The sequence below is a fragment of the Sporosarcina luteola genome, assembly GCF_023715535.1.
GTDB lineage: Bacteria > Bacillota > Bacilli > Bacillales_A > Planococcaceae > Sporosarcina > Sporosarcina luteola_B.
Genome location: NZ_JAMBOI010000003.1, coordinates 409,670 through 432,253 on the forward strand (window position 1 = coordinate 409,670; position 22,584 = coordinate 432,253).

Consider the following 22,584-nt stretch of genomic DNA (forward strand, 5'->3'; position numbering starts at 1 on the left):
AGAATTGTTTGGGTGCCTGTGCATGGTGCAATTATGACTATTCACCGGAATGAATGAAAATACCGGAAAAGAAAAGCCGTCTCAATGATGAGTGGGTTTTGGTTTTTCTTTATACAATTGTAGTTCATTGTCTGAATAGTTTGCTGCACAGGCACCAAACAGGGTCTTGATGACCTTATGAAACTTTTTCCTGGCCAACCACGTAAAGAAAACATCAAAGGGGTGTTAATAGTTATGGATAAATACAAGTATAATAAACCGAAGTTGAATATCCCGAAATCCACATTTCAGAAAGTGTTCGACCTCTTTACACTGATTGTCTTTACGGCAGGACTCGTCCATTTGATCGCTGTTTGGGGGCAGTTGCCTGACCAAGTTCCCGTACATTTTAATGCAGCTGGTGAAGTGAATCGTTGGGGATCAAAATGGGAACTCATCCTTCTTCCGATTATTGCCGCCTTGTTAGCCATTTTCATGACGTTTCTCGAAAAACATCCGGAATGGCATAATTATATAAATCTCAATGAAAATAACATTGAATTCCAATACAAAAACTCTATTTTATTATTAAATATAATAAAAAATGAATGCGTCCTGCTGTTTGTCTTCGTGGATTATAATATTGTGCAATTGGCATTTGGAAAAGCTAAATCGCTCGGTATCCTATTCATGCCTATCTTTCTCGTCACAATGTTCGGTTCTATGATCTTCTTCATTATCCGATCAATAAAACATAAATAATGGTGTTATACTGGATTTACAGCTACGTCAGTCAGGAGATGTGAGAATGAGATATAATGTGTTTTTATTCGATTTGGATGATACGTTGATGGATTTTGTTGAGACAGAAAAACATGCGTTCACGAATGTGTTCACTACACACGGTTTACCGAACGCATTAGCGGACTTCAGGGACACGTACCGGACAGTCAGCACGGTGCTATGGGAGGATTTGGAGCAAGGTAGGATAACGCTTGCGGAGCTTAAAACGGAGCGGTTCAGACGGTTGTTCCTTGAACATGGTCTTGACATGGATGCAGAACAGTTCGGCCAATTGTATCTTGATTATTTAGGGAAAGAAGTCCACTTGATCGACGGAGTAGCATCCATGCTTCGTTCTCTGAAGGGTTCGAGGATTGCGGTTTTGACGAACGGCTTTAAAGAAGTTCAATTAGCTCGTATTGCCGCTTCCGGTCTAGCCGATACTTTTGAAGCGATCTTCACATCCGAAGAGATCGGTCACCAAAAGCCACAGCCTGAAATTTTCGAGCATGTTTTCAAGCAGCTGCAAATCAAAGACAAATCACGTGTCCTGATGGTAGGAGACTCACTTTCGTCGGATATCCGCGGCGGCAATAACTACGGAATCGATACATGCTGGTACAATCCGAAACGAAAAGAGAATAATGGCTTGGCCCAGCCTACTTATGAAATTCATGATTGGAAAGAGCTTCACTCCATAAATGCTCAAACGATCGCGTCCAATTAAAGGATGCGATCGTTTTTTTGGATTACTGTAAGTATGACTGCACGGACACAGTTTCGAAAAGCCCGCTCTCTTTGACGAAGTTCTCTACAATCCTGACATGGGAGCCGCCAACGATGAAGAGGATGCGGTCGTCTGGAGTAGTGACCAAATCCGAGAGATTCGAGAATAGGATGAGGTTGCGTTGATACCACCAAATCAGCCAGTCCATGCCGACATATTGCTTGGTGTCTTTAATGCGCGCCATATTCACATAGCTGCGATGAAGTTGTTCGACTACTTCCGGCTGATTGTAATAAAGTAGTAGATCATTGACACTCTTTCTTGCGGTTGTTAACACAAGCCGGTACAACGGCCCAAATAATTCTTCATACAACTTGGGCTGATGCTCTTTCGCCCATTCAGCAACTTCACTGATCTCTCTTTGAAGAGCACCTTTTTCCATCCAATCGACAGCGTAAACTTCCTGATGCCCCATCTCTTTTGCCAGTCTATATCCAATCTGGTCGATTTCGGTCTCTTGCAACTGATAGTCGCCCTTTAAATAGTGCGTGAATTCCTCATTGATGGGACCATGCTTCTTCTTCTCAACTTCCAAAGCGATTTTCGTAGGCTTGAAATCTTTTAAACGGCCGACCACCTCTTTGATCTCTTTCTGCCTTTGTGCTGATAGCATACTGTCCTTCTCTATTTCAATCATATCTAAAGTGCTGCCCATATGGAATGTCCCCAAGATCATAATAATAGGCTTACTTATTGCTTTCGACTGCATCTGTATTTCCCCCTTTTTTTCTTACGAGGCACTTATCTTCTCTATAATCAAAGGCACTTCTGCCAAATCATCAACAATAAAATCGGCTTCCACTGCATTCCATTGAAAATCCCTTTTCCAAACCCCAATCATTCCAACATTCTTAGCAGCCTCTACATCATTTACAGGATGATCCCCTACAAATATGCTTTCAGTAGGCGAAACATTTAACCGCTCCAATGCTCTTTCGAATATTTGTGAATCAGGTTTTTTTATGCCTTCCCATTCGGATACTAAAATAACATCAAAATAGTCCTCAATGCCAAGCGCTCTTATGTTGTCCATTTGAAACTGCCCTTTGCCGTTCGTGATGATCCCCAGCTTCAAATCCATTCTTTTTATCTCCTCCAACATTTCGATAAGACCAAGGAAAGGCACGCAGTTGTTCTGGAATTCATCGACATAGTCTTGAAGTAGTTCCTCCCACGTTATATCCTTAACCTTAAATTCATCAACTAGCTGTTGATAAACTGTATCTTTCCAAACATATCCACGGTTATCTAATTCGATGAACCTTGCTGCAAACTGCGCCCTTGGAATATGGCCTACGAATCTATGTAACCGGCCGTATTGATTGTCGATGAACAATTTCACAGATTCATCTCGATTCAATAGCGTTCCGTCTAAGTCGAAGATCGCTGCTTTAATCAATATCAAATCACTCCAAACTTTTTCAATGCAAAAGCAATACTATCTTATAACCCTTTCAAAACAACCTTCCAATTAGAAAGAAGTCCTGCATAGGCAAATTTTAACACATAATTGAAATATAAGATTATTATTAACATAGGATTTTTTAAAAGGAGCGAGTAAATTGTTAGATATGTTTTTGTACAATTGGCAAGTTAGAGAAGACTGGTTTACATGGTGTGAATCAATTTCTGAAGAAGAGTTACGAGCTGAGAGAGTTGGCGGTATGGGGAGTATCCTAAAAACTCTATCTCATGTAATTGATTGTGAATTGATATGGATGAACCATATGCTAGAAGAACCTTATATTTATAGTGAAAAGGACTCCATTACCAAATTAGATGATGTAATAAAGTTTTCAAATTTCACAAAAGAAATAACTGAAAGCTTTCTTCGTAATTGGACTGGAGACTATGAGAGCAAAGTAGTGGAGATTAATAGCAGAAACGGAAAGACCTATTCATTTACATACGGCAAGATCATTCGCCATATTTTCTCCCATGAAATCCACCATATTGGTCAATTATCTATTTGGTCGAGGGAAATTGGCTTAAAACCAGTTTCATCGGATTTAATTTTTAGAAGTTACTCATAACAAAATGGGCTCCCCTCATGAAATCTTAAAATGGGAGCCTGATTCTTCAATTTAATACAAAGTTATTGTAAGTGATGAGTGCAATTATAAAGTTTGCAATCCCAAACGTCTTCGATGTTCTGAAGTACTGTTATAGAAGTATTTTCAATATAAGTAGTCGGAAATCTTTCAGGTATCAAATGTTGTAGAGTTAGGCCGATCAAAGCACCATGGCTCACTACTAAGACTCTTTTTCCTTTATGTAGATTTGCTATATCCTCAATGAATTCAATTCCTCTTTTAGCTACCAGTTCAAATCTTTCCATACCTAGATCTAAATCACGCCAATTCCTTCCCCATCGAATAACTCTTTCTTCTTCAGTAGTTCCTTCAATTTGCCCGCAGTTTATTTCCCGTATTCTTTTATCTAAATAATCCACTGATAGATTCATCTTACTACCAATTATTATTGCGGTTTTCTTAGCTCTTGATAAATCACTTGAAATAATCAAATCCCATTCTTCACTTGATAGTCGGTCTCCAAGTTTGATTGCTTGCTGAATACCCTCCTCATTCAAAGGAATATTAGAGATACCTTGTGCCTTTCCTAGAACATTCCATTCAGTAATTCCATGTCGTATTAGGCCAATTTTAGTCATTATAACTCCCCAAATTCATTTCATCATAATGAATTTTTTTCTTCCCATTCATGCTTCAAAACACTATAGTGCAGAGAATCTTCCACTGTCGTATTTTCTGATATATTCAGATTTCATCATACCACGAAAACTATTACAAATAGTACCAGGAATTGTTCGGGTGCCTGTGCAAGACCCATTTATGACTATTCAATCCATCGTATTATAATACACGAAAACAAAACCCAACTCGGAGGTGAGTGGGTTTTGTTTTTTCTTTATGCAATTGTAGTTCATAATCTGAATAGTTTGCTGCACAGGCACCGGAAAGATTCTGACAGCTCATCAGTTATTACGATTCATGATGTAGTGTAAGAAGTGTTTTAAATAGGTTGTTTTGTGCTGCATCTGTTGTAATGTTTCCATGGCGGTGCAGTAGTGGTCCCACATTGCTTTTCGGGCGCCTTCAGTGCCTAGGATTGATACGAAGGTTGAATTGTTGTTTTCGGCGTCCTTGCCGGTTGGCTTTCCGAGGGATGCCAGGTCGCCTTCAACGTCTAGCAAGTCATCTTTGATCTGGAAAGCGATGCCTGCGTGATAAGAAAATCGTTTCAATGCCTCAAGTTCAGATTCCTGTTTTCCCGCTAAGATTGCCGGCATGACGAGGGAGGCCTCAAAGGCGATGCCGGTTTTGTAAAAGCACATCGTATTTAACTGTTCGACTGTCAATTGTTTGCCTTTGGAATTCAAGTCCATCGCCTGGCCTTTACACATATCCGTCGTCTTTCCAGATGAATAATGAATCAGGCGGAGCACGGTTTCGGGGTCGAATTGTTTGAGCGATGCTTGTTCCTCGACCGCCTTCTGGGTCAGATAGAGGCCGGTCAACTCCGCTGTGGCTGTATTATACTTATGATGCAGCGTTGGGCGCCCCCTGCGGATGGACGAATTATCTTGGGATGGAAGATCATCAAAGATCAGAGAGGCTGTGTGCATATATTCCAATGATTTCAATAGGGGTATAATTGCAGACGGATCCAATCCATATTCGTGAACGCCCATGACCCATGTCATTATCGGTCTAAGTCGCTTTCCGTCGCCTTGCAGACTGTAATTTGCAGCATCCATGATCGGCTCTTCCATGAATGTAACATTATTATTCCCGCGGATATGTAAGAAATCGTTTATCTCATTCCGCATTGTTTCAACCATGTCTTTAAAGACTTCCCGCTCTTCCCGTTCATCTTTGAAATTGTAGATAATATGATCCCGGAGCAATTTATCAAAGAAGTCAACATCATCCGCTTTTCGTACCACCTTTTGAATGAGTCGATCGAATTTGAGATTCCCCGTTGCGAACAGCTCCATCACCTCATTGTATGTTTCGACTCCCATGCGCTCTTTAAATCGTTTCAAACCGTTGATTGCACGGTTCAGAATCACGTCTCGTGTCTTCGTATCCGAATGATATACATTATGAATTAAATTGGAGATGACCGTCCAATACATCTCGAATGGATTGATGAGATCCGGACGGATGTGGTGATATTTCATGTAGTAGGTGTAGGGAGTAACCGCGCCAGCTTCCAAGTCTTCAAACATATCCGCGAAGTCATCCGCCAGCTGATTGTAAATGCCGTAAAAGAATGTGCGGTTGTCAAACCCGTCATCCCCTTCTGCACTAAGTACCGAGCGGACAATCAAGCGGGAAGAGGCTGATTTTAAGATAACCGGAATGTAAAGCTCTTCATTCGTATATTTATCGTTTAACAGATCTTTTTCACGGTCCACTTCCTGAGAATGAAAAAATACGTAGGATTGCTCGAAGAAATTATTTTTTGTCTCTTGGCGCAAACAACCCTTAATATACGCAAAAGCGTCTCGAAGTTCGGAATGAATATATTGCATCAACTCTTTATTAGTATCGGTCCACTTCCCTAGTTCGGGTACTGACCTTGTAACAAGGGTTGTTCGTATCAAACCGGAAAATTGTCCCTTCTCCTCACCGGATAGGACATCCGAATCCAAGAGATCATCAATGAATGGATAGGTGAGGCCGTACGAGTAGCCAAGTCTTATCGCTTGATCTAACTTCCGGGTACGTTCTTCGGACGATATCTCCTCACCCATTTCTTCAATCTGGTGCAAGATGACTCCTGCAATGATCTTCATCAGTTTCCGCTTAGCTTCTTCTGCATTCATCCCTTCTGGAATATTTGCGGAAACGGACTTCAGTTTGCTAATTAACCAGATCATCGTTGTTTCCACGCCTTCTTTTTGAGCCCAACGATACAAGCCCGCCATGCTGAACATCTCCGTAGTACGTCCTTGTAGTTGTTCTTTACTATCATTAACTACAAGCCGTATCCTGTTCTGCGTATGCGGCGAATCCAAGGACTTCCCTAGGTCCCGCAAGAAAATATAAGAGATGCTTCGATCTAAGTAATTATCGAGTTTCCCGGTGTAGTCAAGCCATTGTATATAATGGTGGTAGCCGTGCGAATTGGATTTTCCCTTCCACCGCGAGAACAGTGAATAATGATGTATATGATTCTGTTTCCAATTAAGTATATCTTTCGTTAAGGTAGTAGCATAAGTCTTGTTTGTTCGCTGTCCCGAAAGTGATGCGAAATATTCGGCAGCTTTCTTCTCAGCAAGCCGATAGCCAGCATCGGCATTTTTTTGTAACTTGTCATTCATACTACATTACCTCTACTTCATGTTTTTTTATTGCCTATGAAATAATTCACTTTACTATATGCGATTGGACAGCTTTTTCTGCATGATGTACGTTATCGAAGACATAAACAAATACTAACATATTATCTTGAATTACTATTACGATTAAAATGAATCGGAGCGACGAATATGAATCAACTACATAAAAGACGGGGTAAAAATCCGCATCTACAACCAACTATCATTATTAGCTTCAAAATGAAAATGGTTTTATTAGTTTGCTCCCTCATCATTGCGATTATTATGGTGATCGGGCTTTTTATTGGTCATTTCATATCTGTCACGATGGAAGCACAAGTTGGCAATCGCGCGCTCAGTGTAGCGGAAAGCGTGGCGCATATTCCTGAGCTGGCTGATGCATTTAGCCACGAAGACCCCGCTTCCATTATTACTCCCCTTGTCGCACCTATCCAAAAAGCGACAAAGGCCGAGTTCATAGTCGTCGGCAATAAAGAAGAAATCCGATACGCGCATCCTGACACAAACAAAATCGGAGAGAAAATGGTCGGGGAAGACAGTGAAAGGGCGTTGGTCCATGGTGAATCATATGTCTCCAAGGCAGCCGGGTCATTGGGCGATTCTGTGCGCGCCAAAGTCCCCGTGTATTTGGACGGGGAAATTGTAGGCGTCGTATCGGTAGGATTTTTAGTGGATGATATCCAAGCAATAGTAACGTCCTACAATATCCACCTATGGATCGTCTTGTTAACTGTTGCTATTGTCGCCATTATAGTTGCCATTCTGATTGCATCGTATCTTAAAAAAGTGTTGTTTGGCTTAGAGCCGGAGGAAATCGCTCATTTATTCATCCAAAAAGAGACGATACTTCAATCGACGCATGAAGGCATTATCGCTGTTAATCAAAACGGTATGATTACGATGATCAATTTTGCGGCGCAACGTCTATTGTTCGATCAAGTCCTACCTCCTCAACAATATGAAGGAGTGTCAATCAAAGACCTCGCACCCGCGCAACAGCTACTCAGTTTTCTCCAAGATGAAAACGATCGGATTGATCAAGAGATGATGATCGGCAATACAATTGTTTTTGCCAATAAGGTGCCTATTTATTTCGAGGATTCGTTGGTCGGAACAGTATTCACCTTCCGGAACAAAACTGAAATTGATTTATTGACAAATGAATTGACAACGATTAAAAAATATACAAATGCACTACGCGCCCAAACACACGAATTTTCGAACAAACTCTATACGATTCTCGGCTTATTGCAACTAGATAAAAAGGAAGAGGCGCTTCGCTATATTCAACGGGAAAGTTCCATTCAAAAAAGCTGGATCCGACTGCTCATTCAGAAAGTGGCCGATCCACAGGTAAGCGGCCTTTTACTTGGCAAATTAAATCAGGCCAGTGAGATGGGAATCAATATTGCAGTGCAAGAAGATAGCAGACTCGCAACCCGTTTAAGCGAAAAGCAAAGGGAAGCCCTGTTGACCGCTATCGGGAATCTGATTGACAATGCGATGGATGCAGTGAATCAAAACCCGCCTGCTGACCGGAAAATAGTTATCTCTTTTACCGATATCGGCAATGATATCATTTTTGAAATAGACGACGCCGGCGAGGGCGTACCCGATCCATATGTGAAGTTGATTTTTGAGCAGGGTTTTACATTAAAAGAAGGCGAACACGGCGGTTTTGGGCTCGCGCTTACGAAGCGACTTATCGAGGGAGTAGATGGAGAACTCTATTTGGAAGAAGGAGATCTTGGCGGTGCAAGCTTCGTGCTGTCCATGCCGAAAGAAGGGAGGGAATCGTATGCTTGAGCCGATTCATGTAGTCATTGTTGAAGATGACTTTCGGATTGCAGAAATTAATCGTCAGTTTGTCAATCGCGTGGAAGGATTTATTGTGACATACGTTGCGAAGACGGGTGAGGAAGCACTTACTTATTTACGCAGCACGGAAGAGTTACCGCATCTTATTTTACTAGATGTCTATATTCCGGACGTCGAAGGATTAGATTTGTTTTGGACGTTAAGATCCGAGTTCACGGAAATCGATGTCATTATGATGACGGCCGCAAAAGAGGTGGAGACGGTTGCAGAAACATTGCGTGGAGGGATTTTCGATTATATCGTGAAACCGGTGGACTTTGACCGATTTGAACGGACCTTTGTGAGCTATCGAAAGCAAAAGCATCTTTTGACGACAAAGACAGAGCTCATGCAAGAAGAAATCGATCTCCTGACAGGCTTGCAAATTACTACAACGCCATATAAAGACACAGATGAAAGATTGCCGAAAGGGATCGATCAACTTACATTGGAAAAAATAAATGTGATTCTTCATGAAAGCGATGAGTCCGGCATTACAGCGTTAGACGCCGGAAGCAAAGTAGGGGTGAGCCGATCGACAGCCAGGCGGTATCTGGAATATTTAGTGTCCATAAAAGAAGCGGATGCCCAGTTGAAATACGGGGATATTGGCCGTCCGGAACGAAGATACATACCGTGGACAGAATGAACAAAACGATCAGAACGCTCAATAGTGTTTTTAGTTGAATAATCTTATACTCCTAACCTCCTTATGATAAATTTCTAACTATAGAATATTTTGAAATAGAGAGGTTGGTTTTTGTACGGGTACGGTGATTCTTGACTTTCATCAAGTATGTATCCGCTTACATGAATGCCTTTCTCTTTCATAAGTGCACTCCGGTTCACTGGAAAGGAGACAATATGCTAAGTATTATAGGTTTGATAACAATCGTCATCATTGTAGCTTTACTTATTAGCGGGAAAGTTTCTCCCATTGTCGGACTCGTGTTAGTGCCAGTTGCAGGGGCATTTGCTGCAGGCTTCAGTTTCGATGAAATTGGTGTGTTTTTCACAGAAGGTACAACTAAAGTTGCAAGCGTTGCCATTATGTTCATCTTTGCGATTTTATTCTTCGGAATCATGCAAGACGTCGGTTTATTCGACCCGCTTATTAATAAAATGATTGCAATTTCCCGGGGAAATGTCATTGCAGTTGCCGTTGCCACTGTTATCATTGCCGCAATCGCACACTTGGATGGTTCCGGCGCATCGACATTCCTCATTACAATCCCGGCATTGTTGCCTTTGTACAAAAGGTTAAAAATGAATCCATATTTGCTCCTGATGCTTGTTGGAACAGCTGCCGCCATTATGAATATGGTGCCTTGGGCTGGTCCGCTCGGTAGAACAGCTTCTGTGCTGGATGTGGATGTGACTGAGCTATGGAGGCCACTTATTCAAATTCAGATTATAGGCCTTGTATTATTAATTATCATTGCCGTCGCTCTAGGCTATCGTGAAAAACGCTTAATAGCGAAAAAAGCTTCGTTAGGCGAAGGTGTGATGGAAGAAGGAGTTTCCGATGCAACAATTGCGGAAGCACAATTGGCGGCCACTGTTGCAGAAGAGAATGATTTAAAGCGTCCCAAACTTCTATGGATCAATGCCCTTCTCGCGATTGCTGTCATCGGCGTTCTTGTATGGGGTATCATTCCAGCAGGTTTTGCATTTATGATCGGTGTCAGTATTGCACTTCCACTCAACTTCCCGAAAGTTAAAGACCAAATGGAACGCATTAAAGAGCATGCGCCAGGCGGTATTATGATGGCGACGATTATCTTGGCGGCTGGATCTTTCTTAGGAATCTTAAACGGTACGAATATGCTGACCTCGATTGCTACGGATCTTGTGAAAGTTTTGCCGGCATTCGTCACTCCATATTTGCATATCATCATCGGTGTATTCGGAGTACCTTTCGACTTGCTGTTAAGCACGGATGCATACTATTTTGCCCTGTTGCCGATTATTGACCAGGTTGCTCTTTCGTTCGGCATCCCATCACTTTCTACGGCTTATGCAATGATCATCGGAAACATTATCGGTACATTTGTCAGCCCGTTATCACCAGCGCTTTGGCTGGCGTTAGGACTCGCCGGATTGGAAATGGGGAAACATATCCGCTATTCCTTCATGATGATGTGGGGACTCAGTATCACCCTCTTAATCATTGCAGTTCTACTCGGCGTGATTGTGATTTAATTCAAAAAAGTATCAGCTGCTCCCGAAACTTGCGGGGTGTGCTGATACTTTTTTGTTATATTGCGCTACTCATTTTGTTTCACGTGAAATATTCTATTTTGGCCTTCGGAAAGTACTGTTCCATATAGCTATATAAGCGATCCTTCAATTCATCCTCTTCGTCTTTCTGATAAATATATTTGCCGATGCCGTACTTCCCCCATTTGTAGCGCCGCTTCTCCTCATCCAATTCGAGTTTTGTCTTCGGGTAGTTCTTCTCGATGACCCTTTTCGCAGGCTTCGTAAAACGGTGCTGAATGAATTCAAAGGTGATGTCTTCCCGGGCATCCTGCGGCAATTCCTCATCGAGTCGCTCAAACAGATGCCGATACCCTTCCTCCCAGCCCTCGTGGATGTAAATTGGCGCTACGATAAAGCCTAGCGGATAACCTGCCCTAGCCACCCTTCCAGCGGCCTCAATGCGCTTCGCTAAAGGAGAGGTGCCTGGCTCGAAGTTTTTGATAACGTAATCGGCATTGACACTGAACCGGAATCGCGTATGACCGTTGTGCTTTGCATCGAGCAAGTGATCCACGTAATGGAACTTGGTCACGAACCGAAGCCGCCCCAGTTCAGTTTGGCCGAAATGTTCAATTGCCCTTTTCAATGAATGGGTCAAATGATCAATTCCCACAATATCCGATGTACAAGCTGCTTCGAACCTGGTGATTTCAGGTGCCCGTTCTTCGATATAGTTGTCGGCCGCTTCGAGGATCTCCTCTACGTTCACGTATGTCCGTATATACGGTTTGGTCCCCATTGTCGTCTGTAAATAACAATAATGGCAATGCCCCATGCATCCCGTGGCTAATGGAATGGCATACTCCGCTGACGGCTTCGATGTATCGAACTTCAACGTTTTTCGAATCCCGACGACTAACGTCGATTTAGCGATTCGATACTTTTGGGCATCCGTCTCACCCGGCAAATCCCGGATTTGATTATGTGATGTCGTAAAACGGATTTCAATCCCCATTTTCTCGAACTTCTCTTTCAATTCTTTTCCAAGCGGATATTCCAATGCATTTGGTTCAAAATAGACAAGCTGTGGTGTGAAGGGTTTATTCATGCTGTGCACGTTCTGATCCATGTTTGGTATCCATGTGATCACCTTTCTCTTTTCCCTTAGCTTGTCTTTAAAATGAGAAATTATTAAAAACGTGTTCCATTTCTCTTTTAATCCAACAGCTCTTCCGAAAGGAGTGTAAATCCTTCAATCATCGTGTCCTCTTCCACCTCAATTAAAATGCATGTTTTACCGTTCACTTCAACTTGCCTTACAAAGCGCAAGTCCTGCGGGCTGATTGCAATATTTGCTACTTTCGTTTGGATTTTGATCGATTTCGAAGTATAGCTAGGGACGATATGGCTTGCTTTCATCTCATACTTGTCATCATCGATCACTTTCCGGAATGCCATTTCCACCTTCTCGGTATCGACATCCTCCACGCCGCTCGCCTTCAGGACGCGGGTAACTTCTTTTGTGTCCAAGGTAGGAATGCTCTCATCTTCCTCATCCTCGTCATCCACTTCCATCATGCGCTGAATCTCGTCATATACGCTCGCAATCGTTCGTGTATTCATTTCATCACCGACAACCGACTTTACAATCTCTTCAAAAACGACTTTATCTTCCTCGGCAGTCATGATTTCCTCGCCATCCAACACATTTTCGATAAAGTGGAAATTAGGCTTATTCACTTTCCCCGCAGCATATAGGACGTGATTGACGTCTGCCGCATTATCCGTAAAGCACGGGAATAAAAAGCCGCCGATCGGGGACGTCAGATTGATGACCGGGTCAAGCGTAATACGAGACTTGAATATCTTCTCATTGAAATCAAATACAAGAGATTGTTTCGGCAGATCGGTCTGATTCATGCTGCAGAGAATGAATGGGTTTTTGTACACTTCATCCCTGTTCGCCACTTCTGCCTCTTCGCTATGCCGTTTCGTCGGTCTGTAATAATTCCCTCGTATGAACGTGACAACGATGTCTTTTTCATATTGCGTATCTTGAATCATCTTTTGAGCAATTTTTTGCATTTCTGCCTTCCATTCCTCGACGTTGTCCGACTGGAGACCATCATATAGAACCTGCTGCGTATGGTCTATTTCCTCTTCCGTTTGACTTCGGAACTTCACTTCGAAAAGCTTTGCATCCAGTTTGCCACCCAGTACTTTTTTGAAATTGGAGAGGAATAATTCTTGCTGTTCCCGATCCAAGAGGGCGAAAGGTTGGCTCACCTCGTGATAGATTTCATTGCTCTCCTGCCGAATGTAAACATTGTAAATATCAATGATTCTCAATAGATCTGTATCCAACTTAAAACGTTTGCGAAAATCCGCGATTGCTTTCTTGTTCATTTATAGTTCAACTCCCCAGTTAATCTGTCATATGAAAAAAGAGTGTCAAAGCTATCGTTCAGCTTGTGACACTCCTCTATTATATCAATGTTTGCATGGATAGCAGGAACACAATCAATTTCGAATTTTAATGCCTCGGTGCCAATAACATCACCGAAACACCGACTATGCAAATAGCCGCACCTAGCCAGTCATATAAATCAGGTGTTTTTCTATCAATGCCCCATCCCCATAACACGGAAAGAACGACGAATATCCCCCCATACGCAGCATACACTCTGCCGAACGAAGGGAATGATTGAAAGGTAACTATTACACCATATAAAATTAAAGTTACGCCACCCAACATACCCCAGTAAAACGGCTTACCCTCCCTTAACCATAGCCATATGAGGTAACCTCCGCCTATTTCAGCAAGTCCTGCAAATATAAATACTATAATTGCGTAAATCATTTATCATTCACTTCCTTTATTCCTATACAGTAAGTATAACGTAAAAATAACCCCCGAAAGTCTTCGGAGGTCATGGCCGTACAGTTCTTACTGATCTTCCACTTGCTCATGCACTTCATTCAATTGCTGTCTCATCAAGTCCAACTGTTCTTTGTTCTGCTGAACTGTATCCATATGCTCATTGCGTTCCACGGCGTTCGCGAATGCATTCTCAGCACGTAGGATCGAGTTGAACGCATGCTCCGCTGCCATCTCTTCCGGATGTGACATCGCCTGCTTTACCGATCGATCCGCCTTAAGAACAGAGTTGCTTAAGAAAGTGCTCGGATGGTCCTTTTTCCAGCTCGGTTTTGAATCCTTCGCCATTTATGTTTTCCCCTCCTGCACATAAGATAAGTTGCGGCGATCTTAGTATTGTAAAATATCCAGAAACTATGCGTGATGTTTAGAAACCGCTCAGAAGTGGTATTCATAGAGATAGATTCAAAGGTAGGTGAATAACATGACGAAACAATTCAACTTTATTATTGGAAACAAACTGATCACCATCTATGATAAGGATCAGCAAATAGCCGAGCAAAAGGCTCATGCACTCTACGAGGAACTTCAGAATACTGATGGCTAAAAACACCAGCCGGTAGAAGCTGGTGTTTTCTACTTCTCATTAAAAATACCTTGGCGGCATGTTAATCATCATCGGCAATATCTTCAGTTTCGCCCTCATGATCATCATCGTCATCATACCTTTGTTTTTTCGGGATGGATGACACTGAGGATACTTTACCTGTGTCTGATTGAACATATACATGGGCAACTTCCTTCACGCTATCAATTGTTACTTTATAATGATCACCTTTTTGTGTAGTGACCTTTACAACATTCGTAATGATTCCATGGGCTTGCTTCAAAGCAATTTCTATTGCCTTCTTTTCATATATCGCCTCCAACTTTTCTTCACTTCTGTTTATTTTGCTGTCTACATGATCTTCATTTTCAGGGATGTCGATAGTACCGCTAACGACTTTTCCTCCTGCGGAATCAAGTTCGTCTTTTTTCTCAATAAGTTTTATTGTATTCACTTTTTTGTTTTTCCCATCGACAACCAAATAATAAATACCTCTATCGTTTTCAAGCGTTATTTCATATTCTCCATTTTGCTCGGCATAGTCGAGCACTGTTCCACCGTAGAGCTTTATAGCTATATCTTGAGCTTCTTGTTCAGTGAATTCCGCTGAAGAATCACCAAAAATCTGAAACAGCGAAAACAATAGGCCAAGAATAATAAAGCCTATCAGAAGGAGCTTCACCTTCATTATTTATACCTCCAGCTTCGGAAGGGTCACGATAAAATTCGAACCCATTCCTTCTACACTTTCAAGAATGATTTTGCCGTCATGCTGCTCTACGACCTTTTTTGCAATTGCCAGGCCAAGTCCTGTTCCGCCCGTTTTGCGGCTTCGTGTCTTATCAACCCGGAACATTCTATCAAATACAAAGGCTTGTGCATCTTTCGGTATGCCGACTCCCCTGTCTTTCACCGTAATACTTACAAAGCCGTTACTTTCCGTCATTTCCACCGTTATGCTGTCGTCACTATACTTATTAGCATTATCAAGCAAAATAACAAGCAATTGAACAAAGCTTTGTTCATGTATTTTGACGTAACTATAACCGGAATCATTCAGAAAGTGAATTGTATGTTTAAAGGACGGCTGCAGCCGCTGAATCGTGCTTCGAACAATAGCGGCAATATCCACCACTTCTTTTTCATATTCAATACCCTCTTCCACTTTCGCCAATTGCAAAAGCTGTTCAGTTAAATATTTCATATGGCGCGATTCCGATTCAATTGAGTTGATAGCTTCCTCAAGCATATCCGGTCTCTCTTTCCCCCAACGCTTCAACATTTTTATGTAACTATCTATGACCGTCAAAGGCGTCTTCAATTCATGAGAAGCATCTGAAACAAATTGTTCTTGCTTTAAGTAGCTAGCTTCTAGCTTTATCATCATTCGATTAAAGGTCATGGCCATTTTATTTATCTCATCCTTCGATTCACAAGCAACAGCAATCTTTTCAAATGACCCTCTTTTTTCAATCGTGTTCATCGTGTTCGTCAATCGTTGAATCGGTAGTAAAATTAACCTTCCTACAAAACCGCTTGTGAAATATAAAATGATGATAACGACTATTGTAGTCATCACTAACACCCATTTTAATTCCTGTATATTTTCATACAACAGATCAATATTCTCAATCAACTGCAGGTTGATAATTTCTCCGCCTTCACTTATTGCAGGAATGGAAACGATAGCAAACATCGAATCTTCAAATTCAAAGACTCCCTCAAACTGTTTTTCATAATAGCTGGATGGAATTGTTCGATAGGTATTGTCAGTAAAAACCTGAATGGACGGGTGCCTTTCTCTTTTAACTACAGTTCGGATCAGTCCGTCACTTAGTAAATATGCTTGCAACATGGATTCCATTGAAATTTCCGGTTTCTCGTTCATTTCTATAAGAATATGATTGGAGATGTTCGACAAACGATTTAGTTCTGATGAAATACTTGTGTTTTTAAAGATAAAATAAATGCTCGTATTTGCAGCTAGTAACAGCACGATTAATACAACCGTCGTAAATAACTGTATTCTCGTTTGCAATTTCATGATGTTAATCCTTTATCATATAACCGACACTACGGACAGTTTGAATGAATGATTCTTCCTTTGAGTCAATTAATTTCTTTCGTAAATAGCGGATGTAAACATCTACTATATTTGTATCTCCATAATAGTCATAGCCCCATACTTCTGTTAAAATTTGTTCACGCTCTATCGCCTGATTTTTATTCGTCACCAAGTAGAGCAGCAAATTATATTCCTTCGGAGTCAACTCCACTAAATTGCCGAATTTGTACACTTCTCTCGTATTTGTATTGATCTCAACAGAGCCAATTTTATGGATTGTTTTTTTCACCGAAACGCTTTTCGGCTTGAAACGCAGGTTCGTGCGGATCCTGGCCAACAGTTCCTCAATTTCAAATGGTTTTGTCATATAATCATTAGCACCCAAGTCAAGGCCGTTCACTTTGTCAAACACTGAACTTCTTGCTGTTAGCATAATAACAATAATTTCGTTATTCGCCTGACGGATACGTCGCAGTACTTCCATTCCGTTTAATTCCGGAATCATGACATCCAGAATCACCAAATCTACCTTTTCGTTTTCAATTAAGGCCATACCCTCCCTGCCTGTGTGGGCGATGCTTACTTCATAACCTTCATACTCCAGTTCTAGCTGAATGATTCGAGCAATTTTATTATCATCTTCGATAATTAATATATGGTCAGACATTTTATCACCTCATTTATAAATGCAGTCCTGTCCACTGCCAGTACGTAAAATAAAATAACAGCATGACTAGTAAGTAAATCGGCATTAATACGGAGCTGATTTTGGCTAGCTGCTTTGCATCGTAGGAAACTTCACCTTCTTCATAGAAAAGCAGTAATGCCTTCGAGCTGACAGGTACCGTTATGCAGTAATTCATCCCTATTAAACTTAGAAAAACTACCGCAGCTGGGTCCATTCCAATACTTTGACTGAACAATATAAAACTTGGGATGAAGACAATCGCCCTAGTCGTATGAGATGTAATATATAAATGGCTCGTGATCGTTACAAGTAAAATAATACTTACAACCACCCACTCAGGCGCCTCGCTAAACAGGTGAATAGCGCTGAACATCCCATTCTCTATCCAAGAGACAACGCCAGTGTCTACTAAGACTTGGCCAAGTGCAGTTGCCGCAGCTACAAATAGAATAAGATTCCATGATACCGCCTTGATTCCTTGTTTCCAAGTAATCACTCCATAGTTTGGAAGCATGATAAGCACCGCGCCAAGCATCGTAATAAAAGCAATATCATAACCATGGATGCTCTCTGACAGCCAGCCGGCCATCAAAATAAATATGATGACCAATGTCTTTTTTTCGTTTTTCCCAAATGTTCTATTCGGCAAAATATCATTTCTGCTCTCCGTCGATTCAAATTCGTTCGATGCTTCTTTTGGCCATAACATGAACTTTATAACCACGACTGAAATAATAGTGATAACGAGGGCAAACGGTACACCCCAAATAAGCCATTGGACAAAGGAAATGGACCGTCCGACCGTCGTTTCCAGTAACCCTATTCCAATCAGATGGGAGCCGGCTCCTATTAATGTTGCGGAAGTACTCATTAAAATAACGACTGGCGCCATGATTGCCAAAACGCTTTGTTCCTTAGCGGAAAACTTGTTGCGCAACTGTTCCAACATCGGCATGGAAAGAGCGGCCCTTCCAGAAGTGGATGGGATAAAAAAGGCGGAGGCGAACAATGCCGACGAAACACCTCCTAGCACTCTATTCTTATTGCTGGAATATTTTACGATCGACTCAACGAAACGCGTTGCAAGCCCTGATTGTTTGACCGCTTCACCTATAATAAATGAGCCGACCATCAGCCATACAATCTCCTCCGAAAGGGAATTGTAGAGGAGCTCTGGTTTACCTGCCTTGAATAATACAATAAATATGAGTAGCGAGACTGCTACAAAACCCGCAGGAATTTTGGTCGCAACCCATAAAGTCATGGCAGACAAGAATGCAAATAAAGAAACCTTGGCAGCATAGCCAAGTTGGGCGGCTGAAGCAATGATCATCAAGTAGAAGACATGGACACTAATAATCCCTAATGTTGCCGTTGAAATTCTGTCGACTAGAGCAACTGCGAAGCTTTCTTTTGTCCTTCTTTTATTCATTCTCGTAATCATCGGTCCACCACCTCATCTATGCCATTTTTCTTCTAGCAATCCGTAGTCCTACGCTCACTTGGCGAAGAACTGCTACAATACTGTCTTCAATCCATTGGGGTGCTTTGCTGATCGCCTTTTCCAATGTTGTCGGTTTTTGAATGATGCTTGAATATGCATCGATACCTGCCTGGTAGTTTAGATCTGCACCTTTACCGATCGTACCTGTGATCGCTATAACCGGAATTTGATTCTTTTTCGCAATCCTAGCCACTTCAGCTGGAATTTTTCCGTTCGGTGTTTGAAAATCGATACTGCCTTCCGCCGTGAGTACAATATCCGCCCCTGCAATTTTTTGCTCTATATCAATATAATTTTTAATAAGATCGAACCTCGGGTGAAGGGTTGCGCCTGTAAAGGCAATTAATCCTGCTCCAAGCCCGCCGGATGCACCGCTGCCTGGCAATGTTCTGACATCGAGTGAACTATTCTTTTGAATTAAAGCGGCATAGTGCTCCAGTGCAGCCGACAACCTTTCCACTTGGTGGGGAGTCGCTCCTTTTTGTGGGCCAAAGACTCGAGCGACCCCTTTCTCCCCGCACAGTACGTTCGTCCAATTGCAAGCAACATCGATGGAAACTTCCGCGAGTCGTTTGTCTACATGTGTTGAATCTATATGGGCAACCTTTAGCAAATCTTCACCACCTTGGATGAACAGCTGCTTACGATGATGATCGAAAAACTTAACGCCAAGAGCTTGTGCCATCCCCGAGCCGCCATCAGATGTACCGGAATCCCCACACCCAATCAGGATATTATCGACTCCAAGATCTAGGGCTGCGAGTATCAGTTCACCTACCCCGTATGTAGTCGTTTTCAACGGGTTTCTTTGATCTCGGGGAACATGCTTCAACCCAGCAACAGCCGCCATTTCAATTACAGCCGTCCGTTTATCGTTCTCAGTAAAAATCCCAAAATGACTTACAATTTTCTTTCCAACAGGGCCCGTCACTTCTTTATAAATTAATTCACCGGCCTTTAAGCTCACAATTGTTTTTGCAAACCCTTCCCCTCCGTCAATCATCGGGACAACTACAACTTCAATTTCCTCATCAAACCGTCTTACCCCTTTAGCCATCGCGATCGCAACCTCTTCAGCGTCTAAACATTCCTTAAATCCCGATGGTACAATTACAATTTTCATGTAAAATTCCTCCTTGAAATCATTGATAACTGTAATGTACCTTTCAAAAGCTAATATATTTTGAGAGATAGATTAATATATGATTAGAAATGGAGCAGATTTATTCTGTGAATGACCTATTCCAGTGTTGTAAAGGGAGGAGAGCAATGATATACTTCCAACTGCGAAAGGCTGATGAAGGGTTGGTCATCAGGAAAAGAAAATTTTTTCTAGATAGAAAGGACGTTGTTTCAAATTAAGCAACACATTATGAAAACTCTCATCGTTGTTTTACAAATTTGTATTTTATATATATTTTCGTATATTGGAAACGTTATTCAGAACTTTTTCCACTTAGTCATTCCGGGCAGTATTATAGGACTCTTATTACTATTCACTTGTTTATGTTTTAAAATTATTCCGGTGAAATGGATAGAAAGTGGAGCGGGATTTCTACTCAGTTTATTAATGTTGTTTTTCATTCCAACAACAGTCGGTGTCATGAACTATTCCTCGTTACTCTCTTTTCAAGGTGCACTGTTCATCCTTGCTGTTCTAGTAAGCACAGTCATTTCCATTGCAATTACAGGTACGGCAGGACAATTTTTTGAGAAAAAGGCACAAAACAGAAAGGGTGATCAAGAATGCAGCAAGCCACATTCGCCTTCTGTATGATTTTAGTAACCATCATTGCATATCTAGCGATGGCTAAAGTCTATAAGCGGTATTCTTACTCAGTTCTCATACCTGTTTTAACTGCGACTACTATTATTATCATTATCTTGTCATTGTTTCATATTTCATATGACAGATATATGGTTGGAGGGCAATGGATAAGTTCCCTATTAGGTCCATCCGTTGTCGCACTTGCTTATCCTTTGTATAACCAACGTCGTTTTTTACTTGATAATCTATTGCCCATAATAGGAGGGGTTTTGGTTGGCGCAAGTTCGGGGATGGTCAGTGTTGCTCTCCTTGCTAAACTTTTCCGGATCGACCACTCATTAGCCCTTTCCCTTATCCCAAAATCCCTTACGACTCCTGTTGCAATTGAAGTCGCCAGAGGATTGGGCGGAAGTGCATCGCTGGCGGTTGTCTGTGTTATGATTGCAGGTATCTTTGGCGCAATAGTTGCACCTTCTATTTTCAAATGGACGCGCGTGCATACCCCGATCGGCCGAGGCATTGCCCTTGGAAGTGCATCGCATGCAATCGGGACTGCCAAAGCCGCTGAATACGGTGAACTCACCTTTTCGATGAGCTCTATCACAATGGCATTAAGTGCAATCATCGGATCCGTTCTTGGACCGATTGTTGTATGGATATTTCATATTTGAGAATAAGAAAAGTCCAATCTCCTCTTTGGAGATTGGACTCAGACTGTAGACAAAAGGGTTGGAAATCATAGATTTCCAACCCTTTTGCTTAAACATGTACATTCTAACTGTCAGTAGACTGAAATAACGTTGATTTCCGTTCCGGGCGGACGCTTTCCGGGGGGCTTGCCCTCAGCCTCCTCGTCGCTTCGCTCCTGCGGGGTCTTCACGCTGCGCTAATCCCCCAGGAGTCGCCGCCCTGCACTCCAATCAACTTGAAAATCCTTTAAGACAGAGGTATCATTTCAGCCTCCATATCCGGCGCTCTCCACGTCCAACTGGCCAGCTTCTTAAGATTTAAGGCAGCAAAAGTCAGCATCGCCTGTATGTACATTTTTTTAAGTCGTCCATCGCATGCCATGCTTATCTTTGGCATCGGCAAAGACACGTTCACGTTCAATCGTCTCTTTACGCTTCCCGTATATTTCTTTGATTTCATGATTGTGACGCAAGTCCTCAACTACACCCAAGTAATCTTGCCAGATATAACGTTGAATCATCTATTGGTGGCTGATCAAGGGCGGCACCCAGTTTGCGCACCAGATGGTCATGAGGAACCAACTTCTTTATGGTCAGCATTTCCAACTGTTCGCGTTCTTTAATTTGATTCCTCGTCATAATATCCATCACCACATTCAGTTAATAGAAAACACCGTTGATTGGAGCGGAGAGCGGCGACTCCTGCGGGAACAGCGCGAGCTGAAGACCCTGGACTGAGCGCAGCGAGGGAAGCGGCTGAAGCCGTGCCCGCGGAAAGCGTCCGCTCGTAGCGCAAATCAACATTGTAGCTTTATCTCTATTTCAAAAGAAAAGAGACTGTAGGCTAACACCCAAATTCATAGTGTTTGTCTACAGTCTGAGTCATGTGTTAATTGCTTTGTCTATCATCTGCTTGCATGGAACTGACGATGGAGTTCGCGAACTTGTTCAGCTAGTTCAGGGACAGGTCCGTCAATTGTCGTATCACGAATAACATCTTCAATAGGAAGATTACGGACGCGTGATGGGGCAACCCCCATTTCACTCAACCACTGTACGAGCTGAGCGGAGGAACTTGCGTAAACAATCCGGCCTAACCCTACCCAGCCGTGAGCCGCTGCGCACATAGGACAATGCTCACCAGAGGTATATACCGTTGCCTTGCTTCTCTCAACAGGCGTCATGTTCGCAGCCGCCCATCGTGCCAAAGCAAATTCTGGGTGTTGTGTATGGTCTCCACCTGCTACGTGGTTATGGTCTTCCGCAAGTACGTCCCCGCTAGCCGAGACAAGGACTGAACCAAATGGCTCGTCCCCTTTCTCTAGCGCAGTTTTTGCTAATTCAATACAACGTCGCAGGTGCTTCAAATCTGAATTACTTATCATAATTGAATCCTCCTCGTTTGCATT

The 22,584-nt window shown here is 42.2% G+C and carries 23 protein-coding genes and 1 pseudogene; 9 read left to right on the plus strand and 15 right to left on the minus strand.

What is annotated here, in order from left to right:
- Positions 1–234 precede the first annotated feature (234 nt).
- Entirely contained in the window at positions 235–741 is a 507-nt protein-coding gene (locus M3191_RS09135; protein ID WP_251700077.1) for a DUF1648 domain-containing protein, read from the plus strand.
- Between the two features lie 46 nt (positions 742–787).
- Positions 788–1,489 carry a YjjG family noncanonical pyrimidine nucleotidase gene (locus M3191_RS09140; protein WP_251700078.1) on the plus strand — a complete coding sequence of 234 codons (702 nt, stop codon included), beginning with the start codon at positions 788–790 and terminating at the stop codon, positions 1,487–1,489.
- 22 nt (positions 1,490–1,511) lie between these two features.
- Here M3191_RS09140 and M3191_RS09145 read toward each other — a convergent pair whose 3' ends face one another.
- On the minus strand, positions 1,512–2,258 hold the full coding sequence (locus M3191_RS09145; protein WP_251700079.1) for a DUF5694 domain-containing protein: 747 nt from the start codon (positions 2,256–2,258) through the stop codon (positions 1,512–1,514).
- A gap of 21 nt (positions 2,259–2,279) precedes the next feature.
- Complete coding sequence (locus tag M3191_RS09150) at positions 2,280–2,948, minus strand: HAD family hydrolase (protein ID WP_251700080.1); 669 nt, start codon at positions 2,946–2,948, stop codon at positions 2,280–2,282.
- 172 nt (positions 2,949–3,120) lie between these two features.
- Here M3191_RS09150 and M3191_RS09155 point away from each other — a divergent pair, with 172 nt between their 5' ends.
- Entirely contained in the window at positions 3,121–3,582 is a 462-nt protein-coding gene (locus tag M3191_RS09155; protein WP_251700126.1) for a DinB family protein, read from the plus strand.
- Positions 3,583–3,644: 62 nt separating this feature from the next.
- Here the strand turns inward: M3191_RS09155 and M3191_RS09160 are convergent, their stop codons facing one another.
- Positions 3,645–4,220: a histidine phosphatase family protein gene (locus M3191_RS09160; RefSeq protein WP_251700081.1), complete on the minus strand. Its 576-nt coding sequence runs from the start codon at positions 4,218–4,220 to the stop codon at positions 3,645–3,647.
- 324 nt (positions 4,221–4,544) lie between these two features.
- Entirely contained in the window at positions 4,545–6,899 is a 2,355-nt protein-coding gene (locus M3191_RS09165; protein ID WP_251700082.1) for a polyprenyl synthetase family protein, read from the minus strand.
- A gap of 168 nt (positions 6,900–7,067) precedes the next feature.
- Here M3191_RS09165 and M3191_RS09170 point away from each other — a divergent pair, with 168 nt between their 5' ends.
- The 3 genes from M3191_RS09170 (at position 7,068) to M3191_RS09180 (ending at position 10,976) form a co-directional block, all read left to right on the plus strand.
- Entirely contained in the window at positions 7,068–8,723 is a 1,656-nt protein-coding gene (locus M3191_RS09170; protein ID WP_251700083.1) for an ATP-binding protein, read from the plus strand.
- The gene (locus M3191_RS09175) at positions 8,716–9,423 is read left to right on the plus strand and encodes a response regulator (RefSeq protein WP_251700084.1); all 708 of its coding nucleotides are present in this window, start codon (positions 8,716–8,718) and stop codon (positions 9,421–9,423) included. Before M3191_RS09170 ends, M3191_RS09175 begins: the two co-directional genes overlap by 8 nt.
- A gap of 215 nt (positions 9,424–9,638) precedes the next feature.
- Complete coding sequence (locus tag M3191_RS09180) at positions 9,639–10,976, plus strand: CitMHS family transporter (protein ID WP_251700085.1); 1,338 nt, start codon at positions 9,639–9,641, stop codon at positions 10,974–10,976.
- Positions 10,977–11,055: 79 nt separating this feature from the next.
- Here the strand turns inward: M3191_RS09180 and splB are convergent, their stop codons facing one another.
- The 4 genes from splB to M3191_RS09200 form a co-directional block, all read right to left on the minus strand.
- Positions 11,056–12,084 carry a spore photoproduct lyase gene (gene splB, locus M3191_RS09185; protein WP_251700127.1) on the minus strand — a complete coding sequence of 343 codons (1,029 nt, stop codon included), beginning with the start codon at positions 12,082–12,084 and terminating at the stop codon, positions 11,056–11,058.
- A 107-nt stretch (positions 12,085–12,191) separates the two neighbouring features.
- Positions 12,192–13,382 carry a DUF4317 domain-containing protein gene (locus tag M3191_RS09190; RefSeq protein WP_251700086.1) on the minus strand — a complete coding sequence of 397 codons (1,191 nt, stop codon included), beginning with the start codon at positions 13,380–13,382 and terminating at the stop codon, positions 12,192–12,194.
- A 127-nt stretch (positions 13,383–13,509) separates the two neighbouring features.
- The gene (locus tag M3191_RS09195) at positions 13,510–13,836 is read right to left on the minus strand and encodes a YnfA family protein (RefSeq protein WP_251700087.1); all 327 of its coding nucleotides are present in this window, start codon (positions 13,834–13,836) and stop codon (positions 13,510–13,512) included.
- A gap of 87 nt (positions 13,837–13,923) precedes the next feature.
- Positions 13,924–14,202, minus strand: a complete 279-nt coding sequence (locus tag M3191_RS09200) for a hypothetical protein (protein WP_251700088.1) — start codon at positions 14,200–14,202, stop codon at positions 13,924–13,926.
- A 136-nt stretch (positions 14,203–14,338) separates the two neighbouring features.
- Between M3191_RS09200 and M3191_RS18540 the strand changes: the two genes are divergently transcribed.
- Entirely contained in the window at positions 14,339–14,461 is a 123-nt protein-coding gene (locus M3191_RS18540) for a hypothetical protein (protein WP_285853279.1), read from the plus strand.
- Positions 14,462–14,522: 61 nt separating this feature from the next.
- On the opposite strand, the gene M3191_RS09205 is transcribed toward M3191_RS18540, so the two are convergent.
- The 5 genes from M3191_RS09205 to M3191_RS09225 are packed head-to-tail and all read right to left on the minus strand — an operon-like array spanning position 14,523 to position 19,841.
- Positions 14,523–15,149 carry a hypothetical protein gene (locus tag M3191_RS09205; RefSeq protein ID WP_251700089.1) on the minus strand — a complete coding sequence of 209 codons (627 nt, stop codon included), beginning with the start codon at positions 15,147–15,149 and terminating at the stop codon, positions 14,523–14,525.
- A gap of 3 nt (positions 15,150–15,152) precedes the next feature.
- The gene (locus tag M3191_RS09210) at positions 15,153–16,505 is read right to left on the minus strand and encodes a sensor histidine kinase (RefSeq protein ID WP_251700090.1); all 1,353 of its coding nucleotides are present in this window, start codon (positions 16,503–16,505) and stop codon (positions 15,153–15,155) included.
- 4 nt (positions 16,506–16,509) lie between these two features.
- Entirely contained in the window at positions 16,510–17,193 is a 684-nt protein-coding gene (locus M3191_RS09215; protein WP_251700091.1) for a response regulator transcription factor, read from the minus strand.
- A gap of 13 nt (positions 17,194–17,206) precedes the next feature.
- Positions 17,207–18,658: an SLC13 family permease gene (locus M3191_RS09220; protein WP_251700092.1), complete on the minus strand. Its 1,452-nt coding sequence runs from the start codon at positions 18,656–18,658 to the stop codon at positions 17,207–17,209.
- 16 nt (positions 18,659–18,674) lie between these two features.
- Positions 18,675–19,841 carry a glycerate kinase family protein gene (locus M3191_RS09225; protein ID WP_251700093.1) on the minus strand — a complete coding sequence of 389 codons (1,167 nt, stop codon included), beginning with the start codon at positions 19,839–19,841 and terminating at the stop codon, positions 18,675–18,677.
- A 249-nt stretch (positions 19,842–20,090) separates the two neighbouring features.
- Here M3191_RS09225 and M3191_RS09230 point away from each other — a divergent pair, with 249 nt between their 5' ends.
- Both M3191_RS09230 and M3191_RS09235 read left to right on the plus strand, forming a co-directional pair.
- Positions 20,091–20,495, plus strand: a complete 405-nt coding sequence (locus M3191_RS09230; protein WP_251700128.1) for a CidA/LrgA family holin-like protein — start codon at positions 20,091–20,093, stop codon at positions 20,493–20,495.
- Positions 20,465–21,157 (plus strand): LrgB family protein, encoded by a 693-nt coding sequence (locus M3191_RS09235; RefSeq protein WP_251700094.1) that lies wholly within the window; start codon positions 20,465–20,467, stop codon positions 21,155–21,157. The genes M3191_RS09230 and M3191_RS09235 overlap by 31 nt, the downstream gene beginning before the upstream one ends.
- Positions 21,158–21,422: 265 nt before the next feature.
- Here M3191_RS09235 and M3191_RS09240 read toward each other — a convergent pair.
- Positions 21,423–21,696, minus strand: a pseudogene (locus M3191_RS09240) (transposase); the annotation flags it as partial.
- A gap of 384 nt (positions 21,697–22,080) precedes the next feature.
- Complete coding sequence (locus tag M3191_RS09245) at positions 22,081–22,560, minus strand: nucleoside deaminase (RefSeq protein ID WP_251700095.1); 480 nt, start codon at positions 22,558–22,560, stop codon at positions 22,081–22,083.
- Between the last annotated feature and the right edge of the window lie 24 nt (positions 22,561–22,584).